The 25,796-nt window shown below is 57.6% G+C and carries 26 protein-coding genes, 1 tRNA gene and 1 pseudogene; 11 read left to right on the top strand and 17 right to left on the bottom strand.

What is annotated here, in order from left to right:
• The 4 genes and pseudogenes from ACOTZB_RS17655 to ACOTZB_RS17640 form a co-directional block, all read left to right on the top strand.
• Window positions 1-453 (top strand): annotated as a pseudogene (locus ACOTZB_RS17655) (phage tail tape measure protein); the annotation flags it as partial.
• An 11-nt stretch (window positions 454-464) separates the two neighbouring features.
• Window positions 465-929: a phage tail protein gene (locus ACOTZB_RS17650; RefSeq protein WP_029741758.1), complete on the top strand. Its 465-nt coding sequence runs from the start codon at window positions 465-467 to the stop codon at window positions 927-929.
• A complete protein-coding gene (locus ACOTZB_RS17645) occupies window positions 926-2,080 on the top strand; it encodes a phage late control D family protein (RefSeq protein WP_421627953.1) in 1,155 nt (384 codons plus the stop codon). Before ACOTZB_RS17650 ends, ACOTZB_RS17645 begins: the two co-directional genes overlap by 4 nt.
• A 67-nt stretch (window positions 2,081-2,147) precedes the next feature.
• A complete protein-coding gene (locus ACOTZB_RS17640; RefSeq protein ID WP_023309230.1) occupies window positions 2,148-2,348 on the top strand; it encodes an ogr/Delta-like zinc finger family protein in 201 nt (66 codons plus the stop codon).
• Window positions 2,349-2,416: 68 nt separating this feature from the next.
• Here the strand turns inward: ACOTZB_RS17640 and ACOTZB_RS17635 are convergent.
• Window positions 2,417-2,492: transfer RNA gene (locus ACOTZB_RS17635), tRNA-Ile, on the bottom strand.
• 125 nt (window positions 2,493-2,617) lie between these two features.
• Between ACOTZB_RS17635 and mug the strand changes: the two genes are divergently transcribed.
• Window positions 2,618-3,124: a G/U mismatch-specific DNA glycosylase gene (gene mug / locus ACOTZB_RS17630; RefSeq protein WP_006812011.1), complete on the top strand. Its 507-nt coding sequence runs from the start codon at window positions 2,618-2,620 to the stop codon at window positions 3,122-3,124.
• A gap of 101 nt (window positions 3,125-3,225) precedes the next feature.
• Here mug and rpoD read toward each other — a convergent pair whose 3' ends face one another.
• The 3 genes from rpoD to rpsU form a co-directional block, all read right to left on the bottom strand.
• Entirely contained in the window at window positions 3,226-5,073 is a 1,848-nt protein-coding gene (gene rpoD, locus ACOTZB_RS17625; RefSeq protein ID WP_023309228.1) for an RNA polymerase sigma factor RpoD, read from the bottom strand.
• A gap of 153 nt (window positions 5,074-5,226) precedes the next feature.
• On the bottom strand, window positions 5,227-6,972 hold the full coding sequence (gene dnaG, locus ACOTZB_RS17620; RefSeq protein ID WP_047650069.1) for a DNA primase: 1,746 nt from the start codon (window positions 6,970-6,972) through the stop codon (window positions 5,227-5,229).
• A 115-nt stretch (window positions 6,973-7,087) separates the two neighbouring features.
• Window positions 7,088-7,303, bottom strand: a complete 216-nt coding sequence (rpsU, locus tag ACOTZB_RS17615; RefSeq protein ID WP_001144069.1) for a 30S ribosomal protein S21 — start codon at window positions 7,301-7,303, stop codon at window positions 7,088-7,090.
• A 236-nt stretch (window positions 7,304-7,539) separates the two neighbouring features.
• Here rpsU and tsaD point away from each other — a divergent pair, with 236 nt between their 5' ends.
• Window positions 7,540-8,553 carry a tRNA (adenosine(37)-N6)-threonylcarbamoyltransferase complex transferase subunit TsaD gene (gene tsaD, locus ACOTZB_RS17610; RefSeq protein ID WP_032650276.1) on the top strand — a complete coding sequence of 338 codons (1,014 nt, stop codon included), beginning with the start codon at window positions 7,540-7,542 and terminating at the stop codon, window positions 8,551-8,553.
• A gap of 44 nt (window positions 8,554-8,597) precedes the next feature.
• Here the strand turns inward: tsaD and ureG are convergent, their stop codons facing one another.
• The 9 genes from ureG to ACOTZB_RS17565 form a co-directional block, all read right to left on the bottom strand.
• The gene (ureG, locus tag ACOTZB_RS17605) at window positions 8,598-9,215 is read right to left on the bottom strand and encodes an urease accessory protein UreG (RefSeq protein WP_014071813.1); all 618 of its coding nucleotides are present in this window, start codon (window positions 9,213-9,215) and stop codon (window positions 8,598-8,600) included.
• 9 nt (window positions 9,216-9,224) lie between these two features.
• On the bottom strand, window positions 9,225-9,899 hold the full coding sequence (locus ACOTZB_RS17600) for an urease accessory protein UreF (protein ID WP_421627950.1): 675 nt from the start codon (window positions 9,897-9,899) through the stop codon (window positions 9,225-9,227).
• Window positions 9,899-10,438 (bottom strand): HupE/UreJ family protein, encoded by a 540-nt coding sequence (locus ACOTZB_RS17595; protein WP_059347631.1) that lies wholly within the window; start codon window positions 10,436-10,438, stop codon window positions 9,899-9,901. Before ACOTZB_RS17595 ends, ACOTZB_RS17600 begins: the two co-directional genes overlap by 1 nt.
• Window positions 10,439-10,447: 9 nt before the next feature.
• Entirely contained in the window at window positions 10,448-10,912 is a 465-nt protein-coding gene (gene ureE, locus ACOTZB_RS17590; protein ID WP_421627959.1) for an urease accessory protein UreE, read from the bottom strand.
• Window positions 10,913-10,921: 9 nt separating this feature from the next.
• On the bottom strand, window positions 10,922-12,625 hold the full coding sequence (gene ureC, locus ACOTZB_RS17585; RefSeq protein WP_421627947.1) for an urease subunit alpha: 1,704 nt from the start codon (window positions 12,623-12,625) through the stop codon (window positions 10,922-10,924).
• Window positions 12,618-12,932 (bottom strand): urease subunit beta, encoded by a 315-nt coding sequence (locus tag ACOTZB_RS17580; protein WP_421627946.1) that lies wholly within the window; start codon window positions 12,930-12,932, stop codon window positions 12,618-12,620. Before ACOTZB_RS17580 ends, ureC begins: the two co-directional genes overlap by 8 nt.
• 10 nt (window positions 12,933-12,942) lie before the next feature.
• Window positions 12,943-13,245: an urease subunit gamma gene (locus ACOTZB_RS17575; protein ID WP_006811999.1), complete on the bottom strand. Its 303-nt coding sequence runs from the start codon at window positions 13,243-13,245 to the stop codon at window positions 12,943-12,945.
• Window positions 13,246-13,255: 10 nt separating this feature from the next.
• Window positions 13,256-14,083, bottom strand: a complete 828-nt coding sequence (locus ACOTZB_RS17570) for an urease accessory protein UreD (RefSeq protein ID WP_421627944.1) — start codon at window positions 14,081-14,083, stop codon at window positions 13,256-13,258.
• A 145-nt stretch (window positions 14,084-14,228) separates the two neighbouring features.
• On the bottom strand, window positions 14,229-15,242 hold the full coding sequence (locus ACOTZB_RS17565) for an alpha/beta hydrolase (RefSeq protein WP_045404053.1): 1,014 nt from the start codon (window positions 15,240-15,242) through the stop codon (window positions 14,229-14,231).
• A 147-nt stretch (window positions 15,243-15,389) separates the two neighbouring features.
• Here ACOTZB_RS17565 and ACOTZB_RS17560 point away from each other — a divergent pair, with 147 nt between their 5' ends.
• The gene (locus ACOTZB_RS17560; RefSeq protein WP_126329317.1) at window positions 15,390-15,812 is read left to right on the top strand and encodes a MarR family winged helix-turn-helix transcriptional regulator; all 423 of its coding nucleotides are present in this window, start codon (window positions 15,390-15,392) and stop codon (window positions 15,810-15,812) included.
• 40 nt (window positions 15,813-15,852) lie between these two features.
• Here ACOTZB_RS17560 and ACOTZB_RS17555 read toward each other — a convergent pair whose 3' ends face one another.
• Window positions 15,853-17,319 carry an MFS transporter gene (locus ACOTZB_RS17555; RefSeq protein WP_421627942.1) on the bottom strand — a complete coding sequence of 489 codons (1,467 nt, stop codon included), beginning with the start codon at window positions 17,317-17,319 and terminating at the stop codon, window positions 15,853-15,855.
• Window positions 17,320-17,403: 84 nt separating this feature from the next.
• Complete coding sequence (plsY, locus tag ACOTZB_RS17550) at window positions 17,404-18,024, bottom strand: glycerol-3-phosphate 1-O-acyltransferase PlsY (protein ID WP_023309216.1); 621 nt, start codon at window positions 18,022-18,024, stop codon at window positions 17,404-17,406.
• A gap of 107 nt (window positions 18,025-18,131) precedes the next feature.
• On the opposite strand from plsY, the gene folB reads away from it, so the two are divergent.
• Complete coding sequence (gene folB, locus ACOTZB_RS17545; RefSeq protein ID WP_421627939.1) at window positions 18,132-18,500, top strand: bifunctional dihydroneopterin aldolase/7,8-dihydroneopterin epimerase; 369 nt, start codon at window positions 18,132-18,134, stop codon at window positions 18,498-18,500.
• Window positions 18,501-18,606: 106 nt separating this feature from the next.
• The gene (bacA, locus tag ACOTZB_RS17540; RefSeq protein ID WP_008502957.1) at window positions 18,607-19,428 is read left to right on the top strand and encodes an undecaprenyl-diphosphate phosphatase; all 822 of its coding nucleotides are present in this window, start codon (window positions 18,607-18,609) and stop codon (window positions 19,426-19,428) included.
• Window positions 19,429-19,438: 10 nt separating this feature from the next.
• On the opposite strand, the gene ACOTZB_RS17535 is transcribed toward bacA, so the two are convergent.
• Together ACOTZB_RS17535 and ACOTZB_RS17530 are read right to left on the bottom strand one after the other, a co-directional pair.
• Complete coding sequence (locus tag ACOTZB_RS17535) at window positions 19,439-20,680, bottom strand: multifunctional CCA addition/repair protein (RefSeq protein WP_421627937.1); 1,242 nt, start codon at window positions 20,678-20,680, stop codon at window positions 19,439-19,441.
• Window positions 20,681-20,740: 60 nt separating this feature from the next.
• Complete coding sequence (locus ACOTZB_RS17530) at window positions 20,741-21,361, bottom strand: TIGR04211 family SH3 domain-containing protein (RefSeq protein WP_024906484.1); 621 nt, start codon at window positions 21,359-21,361, stop codon at window positions 20,741-20,743.
• Window positions 21,362-21,590: 229 nt separating this feature from the next.
• On the opposite strand from ACOTZB_RS17530, the gene ACOTZB_RS17525 reads away from it, so the two are divergent.
• Both ACOTZB_RS17525 and glnE read left to right on the top strand, forming a co-directional pair.
• Complete coding sequence (locus ACOTZB_RS17525) at window positions 21,591-22,892, top strand: inorganic triphosphatase (protein ID WP_421627935.1); 1,302 nt, start codon at window positions 21,591-21,593, stop codon at window positions 22,890-22,892.
• A 21-nt stretch (window positions 22,893-22,913) separates the two neighbouring features.
• Complete coding sequence (gene glnE, locus ACOTZB_RS17520) at window positions 22,914-25,769, top strand: bifunctional [glutamate--ammonia ligase]-adenylyl-L-tyrosine phosphorylase/[glutamate--ammonia-ligase] adenylyltransferase (protein WP_421627933.1); 2,856 nt, start codon at window positions 22,914-22,916, stop codon at window positions 25,767-25,769.
• The last annotated feature ends 27 nt before the right edge of the window (window positions 25,770-25,796 follow it).

The raw sequence follows: 25,796 nt of genomic DNA, 5'->3' as shown, positions 1-25,796 counted from the left end.
ATTACGCCGATCAAGGCGACGCAGGAAACGCTGGATGGCTGTAAAAACGCTGGCGTGATTTTTGGTCAGGCGCTGGGCGATGCGTTAATGGCACCGCTTGATCTCTTTAATAGCCTGAGCGGCAAGGCCAGCTGGCTGCTGGAGAAGCTCGGCATTATCAAAAACGAGTCGGGCGATCTCGACGCCGCTGCGGCAAAAGCAGAAGCGGCATCCTCACCGTCGGGCAGCGCTTATATTCCAGGCGCGGGGATCTCTGGCGGCAGCCTGGAGTATCAGCCGACCATCGCTACTGGAGGACGCTCTTACGTCGATCAGAGTAAAAGCGAATATAACATCACGCTGCAGGGGGGCACGGCCTCCGGAACGGATCTGACGCGTCAAATCCGGGAGACGATAGATAATATTGAACAGGATAAAGCGAGACGGCAGCAATCCAGCTTTATGTATAGTTGAGGAGAGAGAAAATGTTAATGGTGCTGGGTCTGTTTGTCTTTGAGCGACGAACCTTACCCTATCAGTCAATGATATTCACAAAAGACTACCGCTGGGCATCCAGCGCTCGCATCGGGAAACCCAAAGCCTGGCAGTACCTTGGCGAAGGTGAGACATCCTTTAGCCTCTCCGGCTTACTTTACCCGGAACTCACGGGAGGGCGGCTTTCCCTCAAGGCGGTTGAGCTGATGGCAAATGAAGGGAGGGCATGGCCGTTGATAGACGGTACCGGCATCATTCACGGCATGTTTATCATTGATAAAGTCACGCACACGCATTCGGATTTTTACAGTGACGGTACCGCCCGAAAAATTGAGTTTACCCTGTCGCTAAAACGCGTGGACGAATCGCTGATGACGACGTTTGGCGACCTGCGAACGCAGGCCTCAGAGCTGGTGGAAAGCGCACGGAATAGCATTGGAGGGCTGGTGGGATGATCGCCGAAATGAATATCCGGGCGGGTGGAAAAATCGCCCCTGATTTTATGCTTAAGCTTGACGATCGTGATATCACGCAAAATTTCAGCCATCGTCTTATCAGCCTGACCATGACCGACAAACGGGGGCTGGAAGCCGATCAGCTGGATATTCTGCTGGATGATTCCGACGGGCTGCTGGACTTGCCTGCCCGGGGGGCAAGGCTGTCCTTATGGCTGGGATGGGAGGGAACCCCGCTCCAGCCGAAAGGGGACTTTACGATAGATGCGATTGAATTCCGGGGTGCGCCGGACACGCTGACCATCCGGGGATGCAGCGCAGATTTTCGTGGGAAGCTAAACGTGCGGCGCGAACAGTCTTGGCATGACACGACGATTGGCGCGATAGTCGATACCATTGCTCAGCGTAACCAGTTGACCGCCAGCGTCGCGGCGGGGCTTGCATCCATCGCCATCTCTCATATTGACCAGTCTCAGGAGACTGACGCGGCGTTCCTCTCCCGCCTTGCTGAACGTAATGGAGCATTTGTTTCAATCAAAGCCGGGAAGATTATCTTTATGAAAGCGGGCCAGGCCGTGACGGCCAGCGGCACTCCGCTTTCCTTAATGATGATTGAGCGTGGGGATGGCGATCGGCACCTTTTTTCCGTCGCTGACCGTGAAAATTATTCCGGCGTAACGGCCAAATGGCTGCAAACGCGTGACCCCAAACAACAAAATCCTCAATTGAGTATTAATCATCAGTCCGGAGGGCAGCAGACAGAAGCACTGCAGCACCCGGATGCCGCCGCACCGGTAGCGGGAGCAGGAGGCAAGGAGCAGAAACCGCAAGAGAGGCTGGTGGGATCGGCGGAAAACGTATTTGAGCTCACTACGGTTTATGCTTCTGAAGAGCAGGCGCTCAGGGCCGCAGAGGCGAAGTGGCGCGCGCTTCAGCGGGGAACCGTAGAGTTTTCCATCCAGCTTGCGCTGGGACGCGCCGATCTGTTCCCTGAAACGCCGGTGCTGGTAAACGGTTTTAAACGCGTCATCGACGAGCAGGCGTGGATCATCAGCGAGGTGGTGCATACCCTCAACGATAGCGGATTTACCACGCAGCTTAAGCTTGAGCTGAACGTCAGCGACGAAAAATTTACTGTTGATAGTGAGTAATGTAGTTGCTATTGGTTTTATTTTGGGTATTATTAATTCACAAAATGTGAATTAAATGGAGGGGTACATGTTTCATTGTCCTAAGTGCAAGCACTCTGCGCATGCGCGTACCAGTCGCTATCTAAGTGAAAATACCAAAGAGCGCTATCACCAGTGCACCAATGTGGACTGCAGCTGTACGTTCGTGACGATGGAGTCCGTGGAGCGCCTGATTGCGACCCCTGGCGCCTCTGAGCGTGTCCAAACGGCTTCGCTGAACCACGGTTAGCTGCTCAAAAAAACCAATAAAAAAGCCACTCAGTCGAGTGGCTTAATTATATGATTCTAAAAAAAAATTGGTGGCCCCTGCTGGACTTGAACCAGCGACCAAGCGATTATGAGTCGCCTGCTCTAACCACTGAGCTAAGGGGCCGTGGCGGTGAATTATAAAGTAACTCCCCGCAGCAATCCAGCCATTCACACCTGCCTGCTGTTTTTATAAACAACGCATAATCAATCCTTTATACTTCCCTGACGATGTATCAAGCGGGAGTAGAGATGATCAACGATATTCTGGCCCCAGGCCTGCGGGTGGTGTTCTGCGGAATCAACCCGGGTAAGTCCTCGGCGCACACCGGTTTTCACTTTGCCCATCCGGGGAATCGCTTCTGGAAGGTGATCTACCAGGCCGGGTTTACCGACAGGCTACTCAAGCCCGAAGAGGAACAGCATTTGCTGGACACGCGCTGTGGAATTACCATGCTGGTCGAGCGGCCTACGGTGCAGGCAAGTGAGGTCAACCTGCATGAGCTGCGCAGCGGCGGGCGGGAGCTGGTGAAGAAAATTGAAGACTACCAGCCGGCCGCGCTGGCGATCCTCGGCAAGCAGGCCTACGAGCAGGCGTTTAGCCAGCGCGGGGCTAAGTGGGGTAAGCAGAACATTACTATCGGTGTGACGCAGGTGTGGGTGCTGCCGAACCCGAGCGGGCTCAACAGAGCAACGCTGGATAAGCTGGTGGAGGCGTATCGCGAGCTGGATGAGGCGCTGATGGTGCGGGGGCTGTAATCCTCTGCGGCCTGATGCCCTCACCCTGACCCTCTCTCACAGGGAGAGAGAGTTCACAAAAAAAAGCTCCCGATTGGGAGCTTTTTCACTGTCAGGACAGATTAGTCGTCCAGGAAGCTACGCAGCACTTCAGAGCGGCTTGGATGACGCAGCTTACGCAGCGCCTTCGCTTCGATCTGACGGATACGTTCGCGGGTAACGTCGAACTGTTTACCCACTTCTTCCAGCGTGTGGTCGGTGTTCATATCAATACCGAAACGCATACGCAGGACTTTTGCTTCACGGGCGGTCAGGCCGGCCAGAACGTCGTGCGTCGCAGCGCGCAGGCTCTCGGTAGTGGCAGAATCCAGCGGCAGCTCGAGGGTGGTATCCTCGATGAAATCACCCAGATGCGAATCTTCATCATCACCGATTGGTGTTTCCATTGAGATTGGCTCTTTGGCGATCTTCAGCACTTTACGGATCTTGTCTTCCGGCATCAGCATGCGCTCGGCCAGCTCTTCCGGCGTCGGCTCGCGGCCCATCTCCTGCAGCATCTGGCGGGAAATACGGTTGAGCTTGTTGATGGTCTCAATCATATGCACCGGAATACGGATGGTGCGCGCCTGATCCGCGATAGAGCGGGTGATAGCCTGACGGATCCACCAGGTTGCGTAGGTGGAGAACTTGTAACCACGACGGTATTCAAACTTATCTACCGCTTTCATCAGACCGATGTTGCCTTCCTGAATCAGATCCAGGAACTGCAGGCCACGGTTGGTGTATTTCTTGGCGATAGAGATAACCAGACGCAAGTTAGCTTCAACCATCTCTTTCTTCGCACGGCGGGCTTTCGCTTCACCGATGGACATACGACGGTTGATGTCTTTAACCTGCTCGATGGTCAGGCCGGTCTCTTCTTCAATCTGATGCAGTTTCTGCAGGCCGCGATGCACATCGTCCTTCACGTCGTGCAGTTTTTCAGACCACGGCTTGTTCATCGCGATAGCCGCGTTGAACCAGGTTTCGCTGGTTTCGTTGCCGGTGAAGAGGGTGATGAAGTTCTTCTTCGGCATTTTGCACTGCTCAACGCACAGCTTCATGATGATGCGTTCCTGGGTACGTACGCGATCCATCATCACGCGCATGCTGTTCACCAGGTAGTCGAACTGTTTTGGCACCAGGCGGAACTGTTTGAATACTTCTGACAGCTTCAGGATCTCTTCCTGAGCGGCGGCATGGCTGCGGCCTTTCGCTTTGATGGTGTCACGCGTTACTTCGTACTGGGTACGCAGCTCGGCAAACTTCTCACGCGCCAGCTCCGGGTCGATGCTGTTGTCATCGTCCGCGGTGTCGTCATCGCTCTCTTCCTCATCTTCGTCTTCGTCATCATCCATCTCTTCCTGAGACAGTTCAGAACCGACGTGAGTGGCGGTAGGAGCCATATCTTCTTCAGCGTTCGGGTCGACAAAACCGGTAATCAGGTCAGACAGGCGCGCTTCTTCCGCTTCAACGCGATCGTACTGCTCCAGCAGATAGGTGATCGCTTCCGGGTACTCGGCAACAGAGCACTGAACCTGGTTGATCCCGTCTTCGATGCGTTTTGCGATGTCAATTTCGCCTTCGCGGGTCAACAGTTCAACGGTACCCATTTCGCGCATGTACATGCGGACCGGGTCAGTGGTACGCCCGATTTCAGATTCCACGCTGGACAGTACCTGTGCAGCAGCTTCTTCCGCATCTTCGTCAGTGTTGTTGGAGGTTTCAGCCAGCAACAGATCATCGGCATCCGGTGCTTCTTCCATCACCTGAATGCCCATGTCATTGATCATTTGGATGATATCTTCGATTTGATCTGAATCGACGATATCTTCCGGCAGATGGTCATTGACCTCGGCATAGGTCAGATAGCCTTGCTCCTTACCACGTTGGACAAGAAGTTTCAGCTGTGACTGCGGGTTTTGCTCCATAAGACGGTATCCACACTTAATTCGTTTGATTGGTGTCGGCGATGGGGCTGCCAACCTTTAAAGCGAGGGCGTACTTATATTTTTGCCGCTGCCTCTCAGTGCGGCTGCCGGGGGCTTCCCGATCGATATTCGGCACTTAAGCCGTTAAATTTTTTATTTCTTCGCCAGTTCCTGGTTAATCATCCAGAGCTCCCGGCGTTCTTCGCTGCTTAAACCGTGTGTGCGCTCGCGAGCAATCAACTCTTCCTGGCGCAGCTCAAGCATCGAATCAAACATATGGTTGAGTGAGTCGGTGAACGTTTTTTCTGCAATGTCCTTATCTGCTATATCGTCCCACATCGACAATTTTTCAAGGGTAGCGGCCTCTTTTGTGCCGCGATAATGCTCTAAAAGTTGTCCGGTGGTCAGACCTGGCTGAGACAAACACGTGTTGACCAGTTCTGAAAATAAGCCAAGTCCGGGCAGTTTTTCGTGGTTTAAACCCGCCAGCGACGGCACCTGCGGTGCGAGCTCGGGGTTTTGGACCAGCAACCCTATCAGTATACGCATGGTTGTGCGTTTTAGCTGAGGCGCGGGGCGAACCGCACCGTTTTCAGCCTGTTTTGGCATTAAACGTTCAAGCTGGCTGTCATCCAGAATGCCGAGCTTGTTGCCTAACTCCTGACGCAGATAGATGCGCAGCGTTTCGCCGGGCACCTGGCTGATTAACGGCAGCGCCAGCGTACTGAGCTGCGCGCGCCCGTCAGGGGTACTCAGATCGACCTGCGGCATCAGGCTGTTAAACAAAAACGTGGAGAGCGGCTGAGCCTGCTCCATCCGCGCTTCAAACGCCGCTTTGCCCTCTTTACGCACCAACGTATCCGGGTCTTCACCGTCGGGCAGGAACATAAAGCGCAGCTGGCGTCCGTCGGTCATATAGGGTAGCGCGGTTTCCAGCGCACGCCAGGCGGCGTCGCGTCCTGCGCGGTCACCGTCGTAACAGCAGATGACGTTGTTGGTCACCCGGAACAGCAGTTGAATATGATCGGCGGTGGTGGACGTACCTAACGACGCAACCGCGTAGTTGATGTCGTACTGCGCCAGCGCCACGACGTCCATATAGCCTTCGACGACCAGAAGACGCGGAGGTTCCGCGTTATCCTGCTGCGCCTCATAAAGACCGTACAGCTGGCGGCCCTTATGGAAAATATCGGTTTCCGGGGAGTTGAGGTACTTCGGCAGGGCATCACCCAGCACGCGACCACCAAAACCAATTACCCGGCCTCGCTTGTCGCGGATTGGGAACATCACCCGTTCGCGGAAGCGGTCGTAGCTTCGTCCCTGGTCGTTGGTGACCAGCATGCCTGCATCGATGAGAGACTTACGATCTTCGCTATTGCCGCCAAAACGCTTTAACACGTTGTCCCAGCCGGGCGGGGCGTAACCAATAGCGAAACGCGCAATGACATCGTCGCTCAGTCCGCGCTTGTTCAGATACTGACGCGCAGGCTCAGCCGCAGATTGCTTAAGAGACTGTTGGTAAAACGAATTCAGGCCATCCATCAGTTGATACAGCGTTTGCCGTTGATGGCGCTCGATCTGACTTGGCCCACTGCCTGCTTCATACGGCACTTCAAGATTATGCATTGCCGCCAGCTCTTCGACGGTTTCAACAAACTCGAGCTTGTCGTAGTTCATTAAAAAATCAACGGCATTACCGTGAGCACCACAGCCGAAGCAATGGTAAAACTGCTTTTCACCGTTTACGGTGAAGGAGGGGGTTTTTTCGTTATGGAACGGACAGCACGCATGGTAGTTCTTGCCCTGTTTTTTCAGCTTTACCCGCGCGTCGATGAGATCGACGATGTCGGTTCTGGCAAGCAGGTCATTGATGAAAACGCGTGGGATTCTTCCGGCCATATGCCCCAAAATTTTAAGCGACTTATAAACGAAAACAAGCCGCGCATTCCTTCCGGAAGCACGGCCTTACGACTATTACTCTGTCTGTCAATTGAGGGCTGAGGCCCTCAACCAATTAGTACAGACGAGTACGGCGTGCGTTTTCGCGAGCCAGTTTCTTCGCGTGACGTTTCACAGCGGAAGCTTTAGCGCGCTTACGTTCGGTCGTTGGTTTTTCATAAAACTCACGACGACGAACTTCAGCCAGAACACCTGCTTTCTCGCATGAACGTTTGAAGCGACGCAGTGCTACGTCGAACGGCTCGTTTTCACGTACTTTAATTACCGGCATGTAACTCTCACCTTTAATAAATTCGGTTTGCCGCTGGCATCAACGCCAGCTTATTTCAAAATGGTGCGGAATTTTACTGCAAATGCTGCTGCTTTGTAAAGCACCGATGCGATTTTGAAAGGGACTTTAATAAGGGTGAGGAGTATACACGAGCCTTCTTCCTGGGGCGAACAAAGTTTTACATCAACCCGCCCAGGCTCTACACTGCGCGGTATTGAAACGAGGTAAAACAAGTCATGCGTGTACTGGGTATTGAAACATCCTGCGATGAAACCGGCATCGCCATTTACGACGACGAAAAAGGACTTCTGGCCAACCAGCTGTATAGTCAGGTGAAATTGCACGCTGACTACGGCGGCGTCGTACCTGAACTGGCCTCTCGTGACCACGTGCGTAAAACGGTTCCCCTGATTCAGGCGGCGCTGAAAGAAGCGGGATTAACGGCAAAAGAGATTGATGCAGTGGCGTATACCGCTGGCCCGGGCCTGGTCGGCGCGCTGCTGGTCGGCGCGACGGTTGGCCGTTCGCTGGCGTTTGCGTGGGATGTGCCGGCGATCCCGGTTCACCATATGGAAGGGCATCTTCTGGCGCCGATGCTGGAAGAGAATCCGCCTGAATTCCCGTTTGTGGCGCTGCTGGTCTCCGGTGGCCATACGCAGCTGATTAGCGTAACGGGGATTGGCAAGTACGAGCTGCTGGGCGAATCGATCGACGACGCCGCCGGGGAAGCGTTCGATAAAACCGCCAAGCTGCTGGGCCTGGATTATCCGGGCGGCCCGATGCTGTCCAAAATGGCGTCGCAGGGAACAGAAGGGCGCTTTGTCTTCCCGCGTCCGATGACCGACCGTCCAGGGCTGGATTTCAGCTTCTCCGGGCTGAAAACCTTCGCGGCGAATACGATTCGCAATAACGATGACAGCGAGCAGACCCGCGCCGATATCGCCCGCGCGTTCGAAGATGCGGTGGTGGACACGCTGATGATCAAGTGCAAGCGCGCGCTGGATCAGACCGGCTTTAAGCGTCTGGTGATGGCCGGTGGCGTGAGCGCTAACCGCACGCTGCGCGCGAAGCTCGCCGAGATGATGCAAAAGCGTCGCGGGGAAGTGTTCTATGCGCGTCCGGAGTTCTGCACCGACAACGGCGCGATGATCGCTTACGCGGGAATGGTGCGCCTGAATGCGGGCGCAACGTCCGACCTGAGCGTGTCCGTGCGTCCGCGCTGGCCGCTGGCGGAACTACCGGAGGCGTAATTCCTCACCCTAACCCTCTCCCAAAGGGAGAGGGGATCGTTTGATTACACCCGCAGCATCCCTTTCTCTTCCAGAAACGCAATAATCGTCGCTAACCCGTCACCCGCCTTCAGGTTGGTAAACGTCCACGGGCGCTCGCCGCGCATGCGGTTGGTATCGCGCTCCATTACCTCCAGCGACGCGCCGACGTACGGCGCGAGGTCGGTTTTGTTGATCACCAGGAAATCGGATTTGGTGATCCCCGGCCCGCCCTTGCGCGGGATTTTTTCCCCTTCGGCCACGTCGATCACGTAAATAGTCAGATCCGCCAGCTCAGGGCTGAACGTCGCGCTCAGGTTGTCTCCGCCGCTTTCAACGAAGATCAGATCCAGATTGCCGAACTTCTCGCTTAACGCCTCCACCGCCGCCAGGTTCATCGACGCATCTTCACGAATGGCGGTATGCGGACAGCCGCCCGTCTCCACGCCCACGATGCGTTCTGGCTCCAGCGCGCCCGCCTCGGTCAGGATGCGCTGATCCTCTTTGGTGTAGATATCGTTGGTCACCACCGCAAGGTGATACGTGTCGCGCATCGCCTTGCAGAGCGCTTCCAGCAGCGCGGTTTTGCCCGACCCTACCGGGCCGCCCACGCCCACGCGCAGGGGATGTTTGTAATCAGCCATGTTGACTCCTCAGGAACGGAATAGTCGTGAATATTGGGTTTCGTGGCGCGCGGAAGCGATGGCGGACAGCGGCGTTGCTGCCCCCAGCGCGTCGTCGCTAAGCAAAAATGCCTGTTCAAGCCCGGCGGCGTAATGGTCGCCCAGTTCGATAATCAGCTGCTGCGCGGCCTGTTGCCCAAACGGCACCAGCTTGACGCCCGCCATCACCGCGCTCTCTATCCAGCTGTAGCCAAGGCTCAGCGCCAGCTCGCGCGCGCTAATGCCCCAGCGCACGCCGAGCCAGGCCATGCCGCAGAGCTGGCTTTGCATAAACAGCGGCAGCCATTCGGGCGGACAGTCAGGTTCCCAGCTCTTAATCAGCCGCGTAAACGCCGCCCCGCGGTTGCGCTCCTCTTCGCGCAGCTCGCGCGTTTCCCGACAGGCGAGAAGGTATGCCGTCCAGCGTTTGGCCATCGGCAGATCCTGCTGCTCGCAGGCTCGGAATAGCCGAATAAACAGCGGCAGGTCGACGCAGAAAAAGCTCTGCTCCATCTGCTGGATTTGCCAGCGTTTGAACGCGTCGGCGTTGGTGACCCAGCCTGCCTCAACGGCCCATTCCAGCCCCTGCGACCAGGTAAACGACCCGACCGGCAGGCTGCTGCTGGAGAGCTGCATCAGGCGCAGCCTCTGGCGGGCGTGCTCCATCAGCTCATCAGCGCCAGCAGGGCAGAGACGATCAGCCCGCCGCCGAAGGTTTTACGCAGGCCGTCGTGACGGCGCAGCAGCAGCCCCGCGGCAAAGCTGGCGCACAGCACCGTGGCGCTGGCGAGCATAAAGCCGCTGGTGAAGAGCCAGAAGCTGTGGCCGGACATCTCCACGCCGTGCGCCCAGCCGTGGAACATCGCCAGGGCAGGCACCGCCAGCAGCAGACGGTTTTCAGTTTTAAACATCATCACGCCGGATACCGCCAGCGAGGCGATAATCAGCATCTCCATACCGCTAAAACTGCCGAGCAGGCTGCCCGCAATGGCGCCGACAAGCATCATCCCGAGGGTGGCAAACGGCAGCAGGAGTTTGCGTCCGCTCAGCGCAGAGAGCACGCCCGCACCGGTCAGCATCAGCAGATGATCGAGCCCGGTCAGCGGATGGAGAAAACCGGCCTGAAAGCTGTCGGTGCCGTGGCCGGGGTGGGCGAGCGCCGGAACGGAAAAGGCCAGAAGCAGCAGAGGTAAATACTTACGCATGATTAATCCTTAATGTGAATGGGCGTGAGAGTGGCTATGACTATGGGCATCGCTGGTGTAAGCGCCCGCTTCCGGTTCAAACGGCAGGCTGGCGTAGGCCACTTCCAGCCCGAACTGGCGCAGCATGTCGTCGAGAACGTGGTCGTGGTGATAGCGCAGCTCGCCGGGCATGATCTGCAGCGGCACGTGGCGGTTGCCCAGGTGATAGCAGGCGCGGGCGAGCAGGAACGGATCGGCGCAGCGCACCACGGAAACCGACTCCGGGGCGGCGATAACCTCGACAACTTCGCTGCCGTCTTCGGTAGTCAGCAGGTCGCCCCCGCGCAGCAGCAGGCCGCGCGGCAGCATCAGTCCGGCTTCGCGGCCGTCGTTCAGCGATACGCGAGCGCGGCTTTTCACCCGTACGTCAATCGGCAACGTGACGCTGGCGGTGACGGGGTGGGCATGGTCCAGACGTTGGGTTAAATAGATCATCATCACTCCTCAAAACAGGAAATAGCGTTGCGCCATCGGCAGAACGTCAGCCGGTTCGCTGGTTATCAGTTCACCGTCGACGCGCACCTCGTAGGTTTGCGAGTCGACGGTAATATTCGGCTGCAGGCCGTTGTGGATCATGTCCGCCTTTTTCACCGTCCGGCAGCCTTTCACCACCGCGGTGGCGCTCTTCAGGTTGAGCTGCTGAGGGATGCCGTTCGCACTGGCGGCCTGCGAGATAAACGTCATTCGGGTGGCGTGGCGCGCGGCGCCCAGCGATCCAAACATCGGGCGGTAATGCACCGGCTGCGGCGTAGGGATCGAGGCGTTGATATCGCCCATCGGCGCGCAGGCGATCATCCCGCCCTTGACGATAGTGGCGGGTTTGACGCCAAAGAACGCCGGAGACCAGACCACCAGATCCGCCAGCTTGCCCGCCTCAATCGAACCGACTTCATGGGCGATGCCGTGGGTGAGCGCCGGGTTAATAGTGTATTTGGCGACATAGCGCTTCACGCGGAAGTTGTCGTTATCGCCTGTCTCGTCCGGCAGCGCGCCGCGCTGGACCTTCATGCGGTGCGCCACCTGCCAGGTGCGGATAATCACTTCCCCGACGCGGCCCATCGCCTGTGAATCTGACGAGGTGAGCGAGAACGCGCCGATGTCGTGGAGCACGTCTTCCGCGGCGATGGTCTCCCGGCGAATGCGGGATTCGGCAAACGCCACGTCCTCGGCGATATCCGGATCGAGGTGATGGCAAACCATCAGCATGTCGAGATGCTCGTCGATGGTGTTCACCGTGTAGGGCAAGGTCGGGTTGGTGGAGGAGGGCAGAATATTCGGGTGCGCGCAGGCGGTGATGATATCCGGCGCGTGGCCGCCGCCCGCGCCTTCAGTGTGGAAGGTATGGATGGTGCGCCCAGCGATTGCCGCCAGCGTGTCTTCGACAAAACCGGACTCGTTCAGCGTGTCGCTGTGCAGCGCCACCTGAATATCCATCTCGTCAGCCACCTCCAGCGAGCAGTTAATTGCCGCGGGCGTCGCGCCCCAGTCTTCGTGGATCTTCAGCCCGATGGCGCCCGCGGCGATTTGTTCGCGCAGGGCGTTCGGGTTGGAGCCGTTACCTTTGCCGAGCAGGCCAATATTCACCGGCAGCGTTTCGGCAGCCTGCAGCATGCGGGCGATATACCACGGCCCCGGCGTGCAGGTGGTGGCGTTGGTGCCCGCCGCCGGTCCGGTGCCGCCGCCGATCATGGTGGTGACGCCGGAGACCAGCGCTTCTTCCGCCTGCTGCGGGCAGATCCAGTGGATGTGGGTGTCGATCCCGCCGGCGGTGACGATCTTCCCCTCGGCGGCAATCACCTCCGTTGCCGCGCCAATCGGGATCGTCACGCCGGGCTGAATGTCCGGGTTCCCGGCTTTGCCGACGGCGAAGATCCGCCCGTTCTTGATGCCGATATCGGCCTTCACGATCCCCCAGTGATCGACGATCAGCGCGTTGGTGAGAACCAGATCCACGCAGCCGTCTGCGGTCATCTGCCCCTGACCCATGCCGTCGCGGATCACCTTTCCGCCGCCGAACTTGACCTCTTCGCCGTAGACCGTGAGATCGTCTTCCACTTCGATCCACAGCTCGCTGTCGGCAAGCCGCACTTTATCCCCGGTAGTGGGGCCGAACATATCGGCATAAGCCCGGCGTGAAATCTCAGCCATGTTTCACCTCTCCCATCACCTCGCCGCGAAAACCGAAAATGCGCTGCGCCCCGGTGACCTCAACCAGCGTCACTTCCCGCTTCTGACCGGGCTCAAAGCGCACGGCGGTGCCCGCCGGGATGTTCAGTCGGAAGCCTTTGGTGGCTTCCCGGTCGAACTTCAGGGCCGGGTTGACCTCGTAAAAGTGGTAGTGCGAGCCGACCTGGATCGGCCTGTCGCCGTGATTTTCGACAACCACGCGTTGGGTTTCACGCCCGACGTTGAGGGCAATCGTTCCGGGCTGGATCTGGTATTCACCTGGGATCATCACGCGCTCCTTAGACGATCGGGTTGTGGACGGTGACGAGCTTCGATCCGTCCGGGAAGGTGGCTTCGACCTGAATATCCGGGATCATCTCCGGGACGCCCTCCATTACCTGGTCGCGCCTCAGGACGTGGCGGCCCGCTTCCATCAGCGAGGCGACGGTTTCGCCATCGCGCGCGCCCTCCATAATGAAGGCGCTGATCAGCGCGACCGATTCCGGGTAATTGAGCTTTACCCCGCGCGCAAGGCGGCGTTCGGCAACCAGCGCGGCGGTGAACAGCAACAGCTTGTCTTTTTCTCTGGGGGTCAGTTCCATAACGTTTCTCTTATGTCTGCCAGATACGCGGCGAACAGGCGTTTTTGGTGGTGAGAAGCGGGCGAAGCGACTGCCAGATGTCGCGCATCACCCGCTGGCAAATCAGGTTGTCGTCGGAGAGAAAACGCACCGAAAGCAGATCGTCAGCGAGCGTTGCACCTGCATAATTTTCCAGCGGGGCGAGCCGTTCGCGCACCGCGTCGAGATGTTCTTCTTTGGCCGGATAGAACAGCAGCGTGCCAAGCCACGGATGTCCGGCGACGGGCGTGAGATCGCCGTCGCTAAGATGCTGACGCTCGATCAGGCGCGGTTCGTTTTCAACCCAGATTTCAAGGCGGCTCTCCAGCGTGCCGTGGCTGAAGGTCTCACCGATCACCGGGCGACCCAGACAGTACAGCTCCCACGCCAGCAGCGTGCTGGAGGCCTTCAGATGGAAGACGGAATGCAGCGCGGCATTCGCGCCGGGGAAGATAATGGTGTCCTGCGGCAGCCACTCCAGCGTGGAATCTTCGTCGAGGTAAAAGTGCTGGTTAAGACGCGCCTGCGGGCCGCTGCTGCGATAGAACTTGCTCGCCCCGGGCATGGTGATAAGCGCGTGGCTTTTGGCGTCCAGCCGAACGGAAATGTCCAGCGTATCGCCGCCCACAATCCCGCCGGGCGGGTGCAGCAGGTAAAGGTGGCAGGTTTCCCCTTCGGGGTAAAACGGACGTTGAACGGTGAGCGGCCCGACGTGGTGGGCGGAGTGCAGGAGGGTTTTCTCAGGGGTGTGACAAAACTGCAGGGCAAGCGACGCCTGCCAGCCTTTATACGTATTATCAGTGACCTGAGCTGCTAACATGCTGCATCCATTTCCACACCATCGGGATACGTTTCAGTATGCCCTGGCGGAAATGAAGCCTGTCATACGAGTCGCTTATGGATGGCCAGGCAGGAGAAATAAAAAAGCACGGCCGGGGCCGTGCTCTGTATTAAGAATGACGATCCTACTTCAGGTGTTCATGCAACGCTGCACCTGCCTGCTCAAGGGCAACTTTAACCGTTGGCTCCTGGCTCAGCGGGTTAAGCAGGCCGTAGTCGTGGATCATGCCGTTATAGCGCGTGACGGTCACCGGGACGCCAGCCGCATCCAGTTTACGCCCGAATGCTTCACCTTCATCCCGCAGAACGTCCAGCTCAGCCGTCTGGATCAGCGTCTCGGGGAAGCCTTTCAGCTGCGCGGTGCTGGCGCGAAGCGGAGAGGCAAGGATATTGTTGCGATCGGCAGCGCTGGTGGTGTAGTTATCCCAGAACCATTTCATCATGTTTTTCGACAGGAAATAGCCATTTTCGAACTGGTTATACGAGGCAGTATCAAAGTTCGCATCGGTAACCGGCCAGAGCATGACGTTGTAGCGAATCTTTGGCCCATTGAACTGTTTGGCCTGCAGCGCCACCGAAGCCACCATGTTGCCGCCGACGCTGTTACCCACCAGACCCAGACGGCTACCGTCCACGCCAATTTCCTGACCGTGCTCGGCGACCCATTTTGTCGCTTCATAGGCCTGATTAATGGCCACCGGGAAATGGGCCTCAGGTGACGGGGTGTAATCGACGTAAACCGCAGCGGCACCCGAAGCGCGAACGAGGTCGCGGATTAAGCGCTCGTGGGTAGGGAAGTCACCCAACACCCAACCGCCGCCGTGAAAGAACATAAAGGCGGGGAGCGTGCCGCTGGCGTTTTCAGGTTTCACTATTTTCAGTTTTATCGCCTGGCCATTTACCTGGATCGTTTTTTCAGAAACCTGAGCGGGCGGCAGTTTTGCGCCTTGCTGCGCGCCAATCAGTACCTGGCGGGCCTCCTGCGGGGTCATCTGTTCCATTGGCTTACCCTTGCCGGAATTCAAAACATTAAGAAATGCCTGTACGCCTGCGGTCGGGGTTGGGGTATTGGTGGTTTGAGCGGATGCCGCGGCTGACGCGAAGACGGAAGAAACCAGGATGGCGGTGAGTGTTTTCATGGTAGTGCCTCTTTAAGCGTATTTGATCGGATGAGATGATTAAGTAGTGTGCTACTTAGTTGTTGGTGTAATACTTGCGCGCAAGATACTTTTAGTCAAACATTATTTATAATTTTTTTAGGCAACCGATTTGGAGTTGATAGAAAAATGAAAGAAAACAAAACGCTAGACGATTTACTTTGCTTCTCGCTGTACTCGGTCACCAACGCGTTTGTTCGCCAGTATCGCCCCTTACTGCAAGAGATGGATCTGACCTATCCGCAATTCGTTGTGTTGATGGCGCTTTATGAGAAAGACAACATCCCACTTCGCGATCTCAGCGATAAGACGTTTTTTGATTCGGGCACATTGACCCCGCTTGTACAAAAGCTTGAGGCAAAAGGATTCCTCAACCGTATCGCGGTTGTGGGTGATGAAAGGATGAAAAATGTCGTACTGACCGATAAGGCGAAAGAACTGAAAAAACGGGTGATGGAATTGCCGGACCAGATTCGCTGCAGCATGCGGATGAATGACGATGAGCTTGAGACGCTAAAAAAACTCTCCCGAACGCTGCTCGACGATTTGTAAGAACCCTTCGGTGGGGTGAACCCACCGAAGTAATGTGTCGTTACCGATAGTCCTCCGCATCCACATCATACCCGGACGGCTCCCAGCGGATCGCCAGCAGTGACGCCAGGCCGATAAACGGCGCCAGCGCAATCACCCAGAACACGGCGGTGTCGAGAGACGCGACCAGCAGCGGGAACAGGAACAGCGACAGCGTCGAGCTGCTGCGCATCAGCGTCTGGTTGAGACCCACGCCCACGCCGCGCAGCGAGGTCGGGTAGCTCAGAGAGGCGAACGTCATGGTATGCGCGCCCGGGCCGAAGCCCTGACCGAACAGGAAAAGCGCCAGCATCGCCACGGCAAGCACGCCTTCAGAGGCACCTTCTGGTCGGCCAATCAGCGCCAGGCCAAGCAATGCGACAAGCTGGCAGGCATAACCCGCAAGCGACATTCGCCATGCGCCGAAGCGCGGCACGTAGCGTACCGCCAGCAGTCCGCCGACGAAGGCAAACAGCAGGTTAAGCACCAGAGAAATCAGGATGGTGGTCAGCATTGACTGGACAAAGAAGCTGGAGATGATCACCGGCAGGCCAAACGCCACGGCGTTATAGGCAAACGACGAGACGACGGACAGCAGCGTGGCGAGCGTCGTGCGGCGCAAGTAGATGCCGCGGAACAGGTTCAGATAGTTTGACCATTTCGCTTTATTCACGACAGGTGCGGGCTGGCCGAGCGCGTCCTGCTGCACGTGGGCATTGATGTTATACGACTGGCGTAAAATTGACGCCGCCTCTTTCAGGTTGCCCTGATTCGCCGCCCAGACCGGAGATTCGCTCATATAGCGGCTGCGGATGGCGATAATCACCAGCGCGGGCACCGCGCCAAAGCCGAGAATCAAACGCCAGAGCCAGTCGCTGTGGCTTTCCGGCAGCACGGCGTAGAAGAACAGCACCAGCAGGTAGGAGATGCTGATGGCGGCATACCAGGTGGGGCACCACATGGCGACGCTGGAGGCTTTATTTCCGGGCCCTTTCAGCCTGGCGAACTCGCTTAAAAACGCCATCGCCACGGGAAGGTCGATCCCGACCCCCAGCCCCATCACAAAGCGGGCACCCGCGAGCACATATTCGTTCGGGGCCAGCGCACAGGCGATGGCTGCCACCACGAAGAACACCATATCAGCCATAAAAACGCGGTAGCGCCCGATTTTATCCGTGAGGTAACCGCCGAGCAGCGCCCCGACAATGGCACCAAAGGTAATCGCCGAGGCCACCATACCGGTACCGGCGGGCGTCAGGTTAAATTCGCGGGTGATGTCTTTAATGCCGAACGCCAGCGCGCCCAGATCGTAGGCATCGAGGAAAATTCCGCCCAGCGCGATACCGACCACGATACGGGCGTTTGCCCGGCCCTGAGAGCCGTCATTAACGAGGTGTGATACATCCGATGCGCTGCGCACCCACTGGATGTCGCCATCAGGAGGATTACCTGCCGTTGAAAGGGAAGTGGTGTCTGTGATTTCAGCCATTTTCTTCTTATGTGGTTGTGTTGTGTCCCTAACAGTTACCACAGGCAGAAGGTGACCAAAATCACATTTGGCTATAAGGCATAACTAACCCTTCGGAGCGTCTTTTTTCTTCCTCTTGAGCTTCGTCCAGATTTTGGTCTCCTGACGACGCCACAGGCGCTGGATATTGTCGTGATGACGCAGCAGGATAAGACAGGAGAGCATCGACACCGGGAAGGTGAACTGGGGTTTGAACCACCAGACGTAGAACGGGGCAATCAGCGCGCTGACGATCGCGCCTAGCGACGAGTAGCCGCTCAGAAGAATAGTGAGCAGCCAGGTCCCGGCCATTACGCCGGTTAAGTCCCAGCCGATGGGCGCAATGGCGCCAAAGGCGGTAGCCACACCTTTTCCGCCTTTAAAACCAAAGAAAACGGGCCAGATATGGCCGACGCAGGCGGCGATGGCGATAAGCCCCAGCCAGAACGGCGTGACGCCCAGCGCATAGGCGCCCCAGACGGGCAGCATCCCTTTCAGAACATCAAAAATCAAAACCGCTACGGCTGCTCCCTTGCCGCCAATTCGTAGTACGTTGGTCGCCCCCGGATTCCCGGAACCATTTTCACGCGGGTCAGGTAACCCGGCAATGCGGCAGACCAGAATGGCGCTGGAGATTGAGCCGCAAAGATAGGCGAGGAGGATCATTCCAGGCGCGATTGCACTCATAACGCTGTTCCGTTTTGAAAATGTATCTGTATTCTCAGCATCTGTGGATAATACGCATAATTCGCCGGAAGTGGTATCCGGTTTAGCCAAAAAGCAGGCAGGTCGTGATGGATATTGTATTTATAGAGCAACTTTCGGTAATCACCACAATTGGTGTTTACGACTGGGAACAGACCATCGAACAGAAACTGGTGTTCGATATCGAAATGGGATGGGATAACCGCAAATCGGCAAAAAGCGATGACGTGAAAGACTGTCTGAGTTATGCCGATATCAGTGAAACGGTCATCGCCCACGTTGAAGGGCAACGTTTTGCGCTGGTCGAACGGGTGGCGGAAGAAGTCGCAGAATTGCTGTTGAAAAAATTCAACTCACCGTGGGTGCGCATCAAGCTGAGCAAACCGGGCGCGGTGGCACGCGCCGCCAATGTAGGGGTCATTATCGAGCGTGGCACAAATCTGAAAGGAAAGATTTAACGTCATAATAGCTAAACCATTTTAGGTTATACCGGTCTCAGGAATGTATCTTTATCGGTTGTCCGTATGGGACGCCGTTTTTTTATATCTTTTTAGGGGTTTATAGATGAGCGATATGCACTCGCTGCTGGTGGCGGCAATACTGGGTGTGGTCGAAGGATTGACGGAGTTTTTACCGGTTTCCAGTACCGGCCATATGATTATCGTTGGCCATCTGCTGGGCTTCGAAGGCGATACCGCCAAAACGTTTGAAGTGGTTATCCAACTGGGGTCTATTCTGGCGGTGGTGGTGATGTTCTGGCGCCGTCTGTTTGGTCTGATTGGCATCCATTTTGGCCGTCCGCCTCAGCACGAAGGGATGAGTAAAGGCCGCCTGTCGCTGATCCATATTCTGCTCGGGATGATCCCTGCGGTGGTGCTGGGCCTGGTGTTCCACGATGCCATCAAATCTCTGTTTAACCCGATTAACGTGATGTACGCGCTGGTGGTAGGTGGCTTCCTGCTGATCGCCGCGGAAGTGCTGAAGCCAAAAACGCCGCGCGCGGAAGGGCTGGACGATATGACGTATCGTCAGGCGTTTATCATTGGCTGCTTCCAGTGTCTGGCGCTGTGGCCGGGCTTCTCTCGTTCAGGCGCAACCATCTCCGGCGGGATGCTGATGGGCGTAAGCCGTTACGCCGCGTCAGAGTTCTCGTTCCTGCTGGCGGTGCCGATGATGATGGGCGCCACCGCGCTTGACCTCTATAAAAGCATTGGTTTCCTTACCACGGGCGACATTCCGATGTTCGCCGTCGGCTTCATCACCGCGTTTATCGTGGCGCTGATTGCCATTAAAACCTTTCTTCAGCTGATTAAGCGTATCTCGTTTATTCCGTTCGCGATCTATCGCTTTATCGTGGCGGCTGCGGTGTACGTGGTCTTCTTCTGACCGATAGCCCTCAGTCTTTCGGCTGAGGGCAATGCTTTTCCTTCCAGTCCGACACCGCCTGAATGCGCCGTTTCGTGAGTTCTTCGCGAATTTCCGGCCCTTTGAATCCCGCTTCGACAACATCCTTCGTGGGTACCGCTTTCGCAACGTCCCAGGCTTTACGCAGTAAACGTCCCTGCGGGTAATCGCACGCTTCAAACCCGGTACGACCACGCACGTCAGCTTCGCTGGTGAGCGCGATTTGCTCTACGCGCTGGGGTTTACGCCAGGCGTCGATGTTATCGAAAAGCTTAACGATGGTGGCCGGTTTCAGGATAGGGAAGGTGTGGATCAGATCGTGGAACTCGGCCACCAGTTTCGCCAGATCGCGGATCTCGTTCGGCACGCGCAGACGCTGGCACAGCCCCTCGACCAGCTTCACCCCCGCCGGGCCGTGCCCGTGGTGGCGAGGCCAGAATTCTTTTGGCGTTAGGCCTTTGCCGAGATCGTGGCACAGGGTGGAAAAGCGCACGTCCACGTCAGGGCTGAGCATGGCGGCCATGCTGAGCGTCATCAACGTGTGCACGCCGGTATCAATTTCCGGGTGCCATTTTGCCGGGGCAGGCACACCAAACAGCGCGTCTATTTCGGGGAACAGCACCTTCAGCGCGCCGCAGTCGCGCAGGACCTGGAAAAAGACCTGCGGGTTGCGCGTGGTGAGGGCATTTTCCGTCTCTTTCCAGACGCGCTCTGGCGTCAGGTGTTCAAGCTCGCCCGCCTCGGTCATGGCGGCCATCAGCGCCATGGTCTCATCGGCAATACGGAAACTGAGATGGGCGTAACGCGCGGCAAAGCGCGCCACGCGCAGCACGCGGAGCGGATCTTCAGAAAACGCCGGGGAAACGTGACGTAAAAGACGGTTGCGCAGATCGTCCTGACCGCCATAGGCGTCAACAATCTGGCCGTTCTCGTCCTGCGCCAGCGCGTTGATGGTGAGATCGCGGCGCAGAAGATCTTGCTCCAGCGTGACGTCCGGCGCGGCATAGCAGGTGAAGCCCGTATAGCCCGAGCCCGATTTCCTCTCGGTACGCGCCAGGGCATACTCTTCACGGCTTTTCGGGTGCAGGAATACGGGAAAATCGCGGCCTACCTGCTGGTAGCCCGCGTCGAGCATCTCTTCCGGGGTGGCGCCAACCACCACCCAGTCTTTATCTTTGACCGGCAGACCTAACAACGCATCACGTACCGCACCACCGACCAGATAACTCTTCACGCCCAACTCTCCCGTTTTCTCTTTTCCAGAATGATACGTAAGTCTGGCAGAGAAGACGAATTAGTTCATCCAGCGATCTTTACGCTTGCGGCTTGGGATCAGATGCGGCAGCACCAGACCCAGCACCAGACCTACGCCCAGCACGCCGCCGCCATACATAAACCACTGCATGATGATGGTGCGCTGTTTGTCGTCGAGCTGCAGATTGGCGGCATTCACTTTCTTCTGCGCGACAATCAGCTCGTTTTTCAGTTTCTGGTTCTCTTCTTTCAGACCGTTAATCACACCGTCGCTTTGCGCCACTTTCTGCTGCATTTCAGCGGTGCGCTGGTTCCAGGTGCCGTCGATGTTGTTCAGCTTATCGGTCAGAGTCTTCACCTGGTTTTCCAGATCCGGCACGCGCGTGCGCAGGCTTGGCACGGTGCTCAGCTCTTTCAGTGGGATCCAGGACGTACGGCCGGTACTGTCGCGAACCTGACCGTAATTGGTGTCCGCGTTGGTCTGTAACAGGGTGACTTCCTCGCCGGCATTCACCGTGCCCACGAGGCGATAATTATCTCCGGGGCCACTGCGTACCCAGGTGTTCAGTTCGTCAGAAACGTAACGCTTCTCTTCAGCGTGCACTGCGGTTGCGGCGCTAAAAGCGAGTAAAGTAAGTCCAATCAGGCGTAATTTAAGCATCATTAGTCGTTATTTTCATAAATAGTGGAACGATAGTAGTGGCAACAGTGTCTCTACGCAAAGCATTCGTCAGCAATCAGAATCATCTGTGTCACGACTCTACACATTTACGCCCGACAAATTGCTCATTGCATGGCAATTTGGCGCAAAATACTATGTACTGACAAACAAATGGCGAGGAAGTTCGCCCTCATTGACGCGTCTGTGACGCCCGCAAAAGTACAAGGCTATGGCACAAGAAATTGAATTAAAGTTTATCGTCGAAAAATACAGCGTTGACGCACTCCGCCAGCATCTGCATACGCTTTCCGGCGAACACCATGCACCGGTACAACTGCTTAATATCTATTACGAAACGCCAGACAACTGGCTGCGCCGCCACGATATGGGGCTGCGCATCCGCGGCGCGAGCGGGCGCTACGAGATGACGATGAAAATTGCCGGCCGCGTGGTCGGCGGTTTACATCAGCGCCCGGAATACAATATCGACATCAGCAAGCCAGAACTTGAGCTCGAACGTTTCCCGGCGGAAGTCTGGCCGGAAGGCGAGCTGCCTGCCACGCTGGCAGAACAGGTGCAGCCGCTGTTCAGCACCGATTTTTGGCGCGAGAAATGGCTGGTGACGGAAGGTAAAAGTCGCATCGAAATCGCCCTCGATCTCGGTGAGGTGAAGGCGGGGGAGTTCCAGGAACCCATTTGTGAACTGGAGCTTGAGCTGCTGGAAGGGGACGCGAATGACGTGCTGAAGCTGGCGCGCAGGCTGGTGAGCCAGTCCGGACTGCGTCAGGGAAGCCTGAGTAAAGCCGCGCGGGGTTACCATCTGGCGGCCGGAAATGCGCCGCGCGTCCTGAAAGAGACGACCATTTTGCGCGTTGCGCCGAAAGCCAGCGTTGAGCAGGGGCTGGAAGCCGCGCTGGAGCTGGCGCTTTCGCAGTGGCAGTACCACGAAGAGCTGTGGGTGCGAAATGTGAAAAACGCCAAATCCCACGTGCTGGCGGCGATTGCCCTGGTGCGCCATTCCCTGGCGCTGTTCGGCGGTATCGTTCCTCGCAAAGCGAGCGCTCACTTACGTGATCTGCTGACGCAAACCGAAACGCTGATGCTCTCGGACGTCTCGGCGCAAACGGCGATTTACAGCCCGCAGGCCGCTTCGGCAAAACTGGCGCTGACCGAGTTTCTGGTCACGCGCGGCTGGCGCGCCTTCCTGGATGCGAAAGCGGAGACCAAAATCGCGGAAAACTTCAAGCGTTTCGCGGACATTCATCTTTCCCGTCATGCCGCCGAGCTGAAGAGCACCTTTGCGTATCCGCTCGGCGATAAGTATGGCGATCAGCTTCCCCGTCTTTCGCGCAACATCGACAGCATGCTGCTCCTTTCCGGTGCCTACGACGGGCCACAGGCGCAGGCGTGGCTGGAAAACTGGCAGGGGCTGAAGCATGCCATCGAAACCCGCCAGCATATTGAGATTGAGCATTTCCGTAACGAGGCCATTTCGCAGGAGCCGTTCTGGCTGCACAGCGGAAAACGTTAACTCTGGCAAGGAACCCCTATAATGCCGCTTTCTTCACCGTTACAGCAGCAGTGGCAGACCGTTTGCGAACGTCTGCCTGAGTCATTACCGGCGTCATCGTTAAGCGAGCAGGCAAAGAGCGTGCTCGCCTTCAGTGATTTTGTGCAGGAAAACATCACCGCCAACCCGGACTGGCTTACGGAGCTTGAGAACGCGCCGCCGAAGGCGGACGAGTGGCGGCAGTATGCCGGCTGGCTGCAAACCGCGCTCGAAGACGTTGCGGATGAAGCGACGCTGATGCGCGTCCTGCGCCAGTTCCGCCGTCGGATGATGGTGCGCATTGCCTGGGCTCAGGCGCTGGAGCAAGTGAGCGAAGAGAGCACGCTGCAGCAGTTAAGCGAGCTGGCGCAAACGCTGATTGTCGCCGCGCGCGACTGGCTCTACGCCGCCTGCTGTAAAGAGTGGGGCACGCCTTGCAGCGAGGAAGGGGTTCCTCAGCCGCTGTTGATTCTGGGGATGGGCAAGCTGGGCGGCTGCGAGCTGAACTTCTCCTCCGACATCGACCTGATTTTTGCCTGGCCCGAGAACGGCTCCACGCGCGGCGGCCGTCGCGAACTGGACAACGCCCAGTTCTTTACCCGTCTCGGTCAGCGTCTGATTAAGGCGCTGGATCAGCCGACGCAGGACGGTTTTGTTTACCGCGTGGACATGCGCCTGCGCCCGTTTGGCGACAGCGGACCGCTGGTGCTGAGCTTTGCCGCGCTGGAAGATTACTACCAGGAGCAGGGGCGCGACTGGGAGCGCTATGCGATGGTTAAAGCGCGGATTATGGGCGACAGCGACGACGCTTACGCCAACGAGCTGCGCGCCATGCTGCGCCCGTTCGTGTTCCGTCGCTATATCGACTTCAGCGTCATCCAGTCCCTGCGCAATATGAAAGGGATGATCGCCCGTGAGGTGCGCCGTCGCGGGCTGAAGGACAACATCAAGCTCGGCGCGGGCGGCATTCGCGAAATCGAATTTATCGTTCAGGTTTTCCAGCTGATTCGCGGCGGGCGTGAGCCGTCGTTACAGTCCCGCTCGCTGCTGCCGACCCTTAGCGCCATCGAGCAGCTTCACCTGCTGCCGGACGGCGATGCGCAAACCCTGCGCGAGGCCTATCTGTTCCTGCGTCGTCTGGAAAACCTGCTGCAAAGCATCAACGACGAACAGACCCAGACCCTGCCGGGCGATGATCTTAACCGGGCGCGCCTGGCCTGGGGCATGCGCGTGGACGACTGGTCAACGCTGACCGAACGGCTGGATACCCACATGGCGGGCGTACGCCGCATCTTTAACGAGCTGATCGGTGATGACGAAAGCGAATCGCAGGACGATGCGCTTTCCGAGCACTGGCGCGAGCTGTGGCAGGACGCGCTCCAGGAAGATGACACCACGCCGGTGCTGACGCACTTAACCGACGACGCGCGCCATCGCGTGGTGGCGCTGATCGCTGATTTCCGTCTTGAGCTGAACAAACGCGCCATCGGCCCGCGCGGCCGTCAGGTGCTGGATCACCTGATGCCGCACCTGCTGAGCGAGGTTTGCTCGCGGGCGGATGCGCCGGTGCCGCTGTCGCGCATGATGCCGCTGCTGAGCGGGATTATCACGCGTACCACCTATCTGGAGCTCCTGAGCGAGTTTCCGGGGGCACTCAAGCACCTGATTACGCTCTGCGCCGCGTCGCCGATGGTGGCGAACAAGCTGGCGCGTTACCCGCTGCTGCTGGATGAGCTGCTCGATCCGAATACGCTGTATCAGCCCACGGCGACGGATGCCTACCGGGACGAGCTGCGTCAGTATCTGCTGCGCGTGCCGGAAGAGGACGAAGAGCAGCAGCTGGAGGCGCTGCGCCAGTTTAAGCAGGCTCAGATGCTGCGCGTGGCGGCGGCGGACATCGCCGGAACGCTGCCGGTGATGAAAGTGAGCGATCACTTAACCTGGCTGGCAGAGGCGATCATCGACGCGGTAGTGCAACAGGCATGGGTGCAGATGGTGGCCCGCTACGGCCAGCCGAAGCACCTTGCCGATCGTGAGGGGCGAGGATTTGCCGTGGTGGGTTACGGCAAGCTCGGCGGCTGGGAGCTGGGCTATAGCTCCGATCTGGATTTAATCTTCCTGCACGACTGCCCGGTTGACGTGATGACCGACGGCGAGCGCGAGATTGACGGGCGCCAGTTCTACCTTCGCCTGGCGCAGCGCATCATGCACCTGTTCAGCACCCGCACCTCGTCGGGCATTTTGTATGAAGTCGATGCCCGTCTGCGTCCGTCCGGCGCGGCGGGCATGCTGGTGACCTCAACGGAATCCTTCGCCGATTACCAGAAGAATGAAGCCTGGACATGGGAGCATCAGGCGCTGGTGCGCGCTCGCGTGGTGTATGGCGATCCGCAGCTCAAAACGCAGTTTGACGTCATCCGTAAGGACGTTATGACGACGGTGCGAGAGGGCGCCACATTACAAACAGAAGTGCGGGAAATGCGCGAGAAAATGCGCGCGCATCTCGGCAATAAACACCGCGATCGCTTTGATATTAAAGCCGACGAGGGCGGTATTACCGATATTGAGTTCATTACCCAGTATCTGGTGCTGCTGCACGCCCACGACAAGCCGAAGCTGACGCGCTGGTCCGATAACGTGCGCATTCTGGAGCTGCTGGCGCAAAACGACATCATGGACGAGCAGGAGGCGCAGGCCTTAACCCGCGCCTACACGACGCTGCGCGATGAGCTTCATCACCTGGCGCTGCAGGAGGAGCCGGGGCACGTGGCGCTGGACTGTTTTGCTCATGAACGTGCTCAGGTAACGGCCAGCTGGCAGAAGTGGCTGGTGGAACCGTGCGTAACAAATCAAGTGTGATATTATCGCGCGCAAATTGTGAATCTT

Source organism: Enterobacter cloacae complex sp. SHL020 (genome assembly GCF_049236945.1).
GTDB classification, from domain to species: domain Bacteria; phylum Pseudomonadota; class Gammaproteobacteria; order Enterobacterales; family Enterobacteriaceae; genus Enterobacter; species Enterobacter dykesii.
Note: the sequence above shows the minus strand (reverse complement) of the source record. Positions and strands in the feature narration are given on the sequence as shown.

Bases quoted from the DNA above. Each gene is read 5' to 3' on its own strand.
- ACOTZB_RS17650 (WP_029741758.1), top strand. From the start codon at position 465: ATGTTAATGGTGCTGGGTCTGTTTGTCTTTGAGCGACGAACCTTACCC.
- ACOTZB_RS17645 (WP_421627953.1), top strand. From the start codon at position 926: ATGATCGCCGAAATGAATATCCGGGCGGGTGGAAAAATCGCCCCTGAT.
- ACOTZB_RS17640 (WP_023309230.1), top strand. From the start codon at position 2,148: ATGTTTCATTGTCCTAAGTGCAAGCACTCTGCGCATGCGCGTACCAGT.
- mug (WP_006812011.1), top strand. From the start codon at position 2,618: ATGATCAACGATATTCTGGCCCCAGGCCTGCGGGTGGTGTTCTGCGGA.
- rpoD (WP_023309228.1), bottom strand. From the start codon at position 5,073: ATGGAGCAAAACCCGCAGTCACAGCTGAAACTTCTTGTCCAACGTGGT.
- dnaG (WP_047650069.1), bottom strand. From the start codon at position 6,972: ATGGCCGGAAGAATCCCACGCGTTTTCATCAATGACCTGCTTGCCAGA.
- rpsU (WP_001144069.1), bottom strand. From the start codon at position 7,303: ATGCCGGTAATTAAAGTACGTGAAAACGAGCCGTTCGACGTAGCACTG.
- tsaD (WP_032650276.1), top strand. From the start codon at position 7,540: ATGCGTGTACTGGGTATTGAAACATCCTGCGATGAAACCGGCATCGCC.
- ureG (WP_014071813.1), bottom strand. From the start codon at position 9,215: ATGGCTGATTACAAACATCCCCTGCGCGTGGGCGTGGGCGGCCCGGTA.
- ACOTZB_RS17600 (WP_421627950.1), bottom strand. From the start codon at position 9,899: ATGGAGCACGCCCGCCAGAGGCTGCGCCTGATGCAGCTCTCCAGCAGC.
- ACOTZB_RS17595 (WP_059347631.1), bottom strand. From the start codon at position 10,438: ATGCGTAAGTATTTACCTCTGCTGCTTCTGGCCTTTTCCGTTCCGGCG.
- ureE (WP_421627959.1), bottom strand. From the start codon at position 10,912: ATGATCTATTTAACCCAACGTCTGGACCATGCCCACCCCGTCACCGCC.
- ureC (WP_421627947.1), bottom strand. From the start codon at position 12,625: ATGGCTGAGATTTCACGCCGGGCTTATGCCGATATGTTCGGCCCCACT.
- ACOTZB_RS17580 (WP_421627946.1), bottom strand. From the start codon at position 12,932: ATGATCCCAGGTGAATACCAGATCCAGCCCGGAACGATTGCCCTCAAC.
- ACOTZB_RS17575 (WP_006811999.1), bottom strand. From the start codon at position 13,245: ATGGAACTGACCCCCAGAGAAAAAGACAAGCTGTTGCTGTTCACCGCC.
- ACOTZB_RS17570 (WP_421627944.1), bottom strand. From the start codon at position 14,083: ATGTTAGCAGCTCAGGTCACTGATAATACGTATAAAGGCTGGCAGGCG.
- ACOTZB_RS17565 (WP_045404053.1), bottom strand. From the start codon at position 15,242: ATGAAAACACTCACCGCCATCCTGGTTTCTTCCGTCTTCGCGTCAGCC.
- ACOTZB_RS17560 (WP_126329317.1), top strand. From the start codon at position 15,390: ATGAAAGAAAACAAAACGCTAGACGATTTACTTTGCTTCTCGCTGTAC.
- ACOTZB_RS17555 (WP_421627942.1), bottom strand. From the start codon at position 17,319: ATGGCTGAAATCACAGACACCACTTCCCTTTCAACGGCAGGTAATCCT.
- plsY (WP_023309216.1), bottom strand. From the start codon at position 18,024: ATGAGTGCAATCGCGCCTGGAATGATCCTCCTCGCCTATCTTTGCGGC.
- folB (WP_421627939.1), top strand. From the start codon at position 18,132: ATGGATATTGTATTTATAGAGCAACTTTCGGTAATCACCACAATTGGT.
- bacA (WP_008502957.1), top strand. From the start codon at position 18,607: ATGAGCGATATGCACTCGCTGCTGGTGGCGGCAATACTGGGTGTGGTC.
- ACOTZB_RS17530 (WP_024906484.1), bottom strand. From the start codon at position 21,361: ATGCTTAAATTACGCCTGATTGGACTTACTTTACTCGCTTTTAGCGCC.
- ACOTZB_RS17525 (WP_421627935.1), top strand. From the start codon at position 21,591: ATGGCACAAGAAATTGAATTAAAGTTTATCGTCGAAAAATACAGCGTT.
- glnE (WP_421627933.1), top strand. From the start codon at position 22,914: ATGCCGCTTTCTTCACCGTTACAGCAGCAGTGGCAGACCGTTTGCGAA.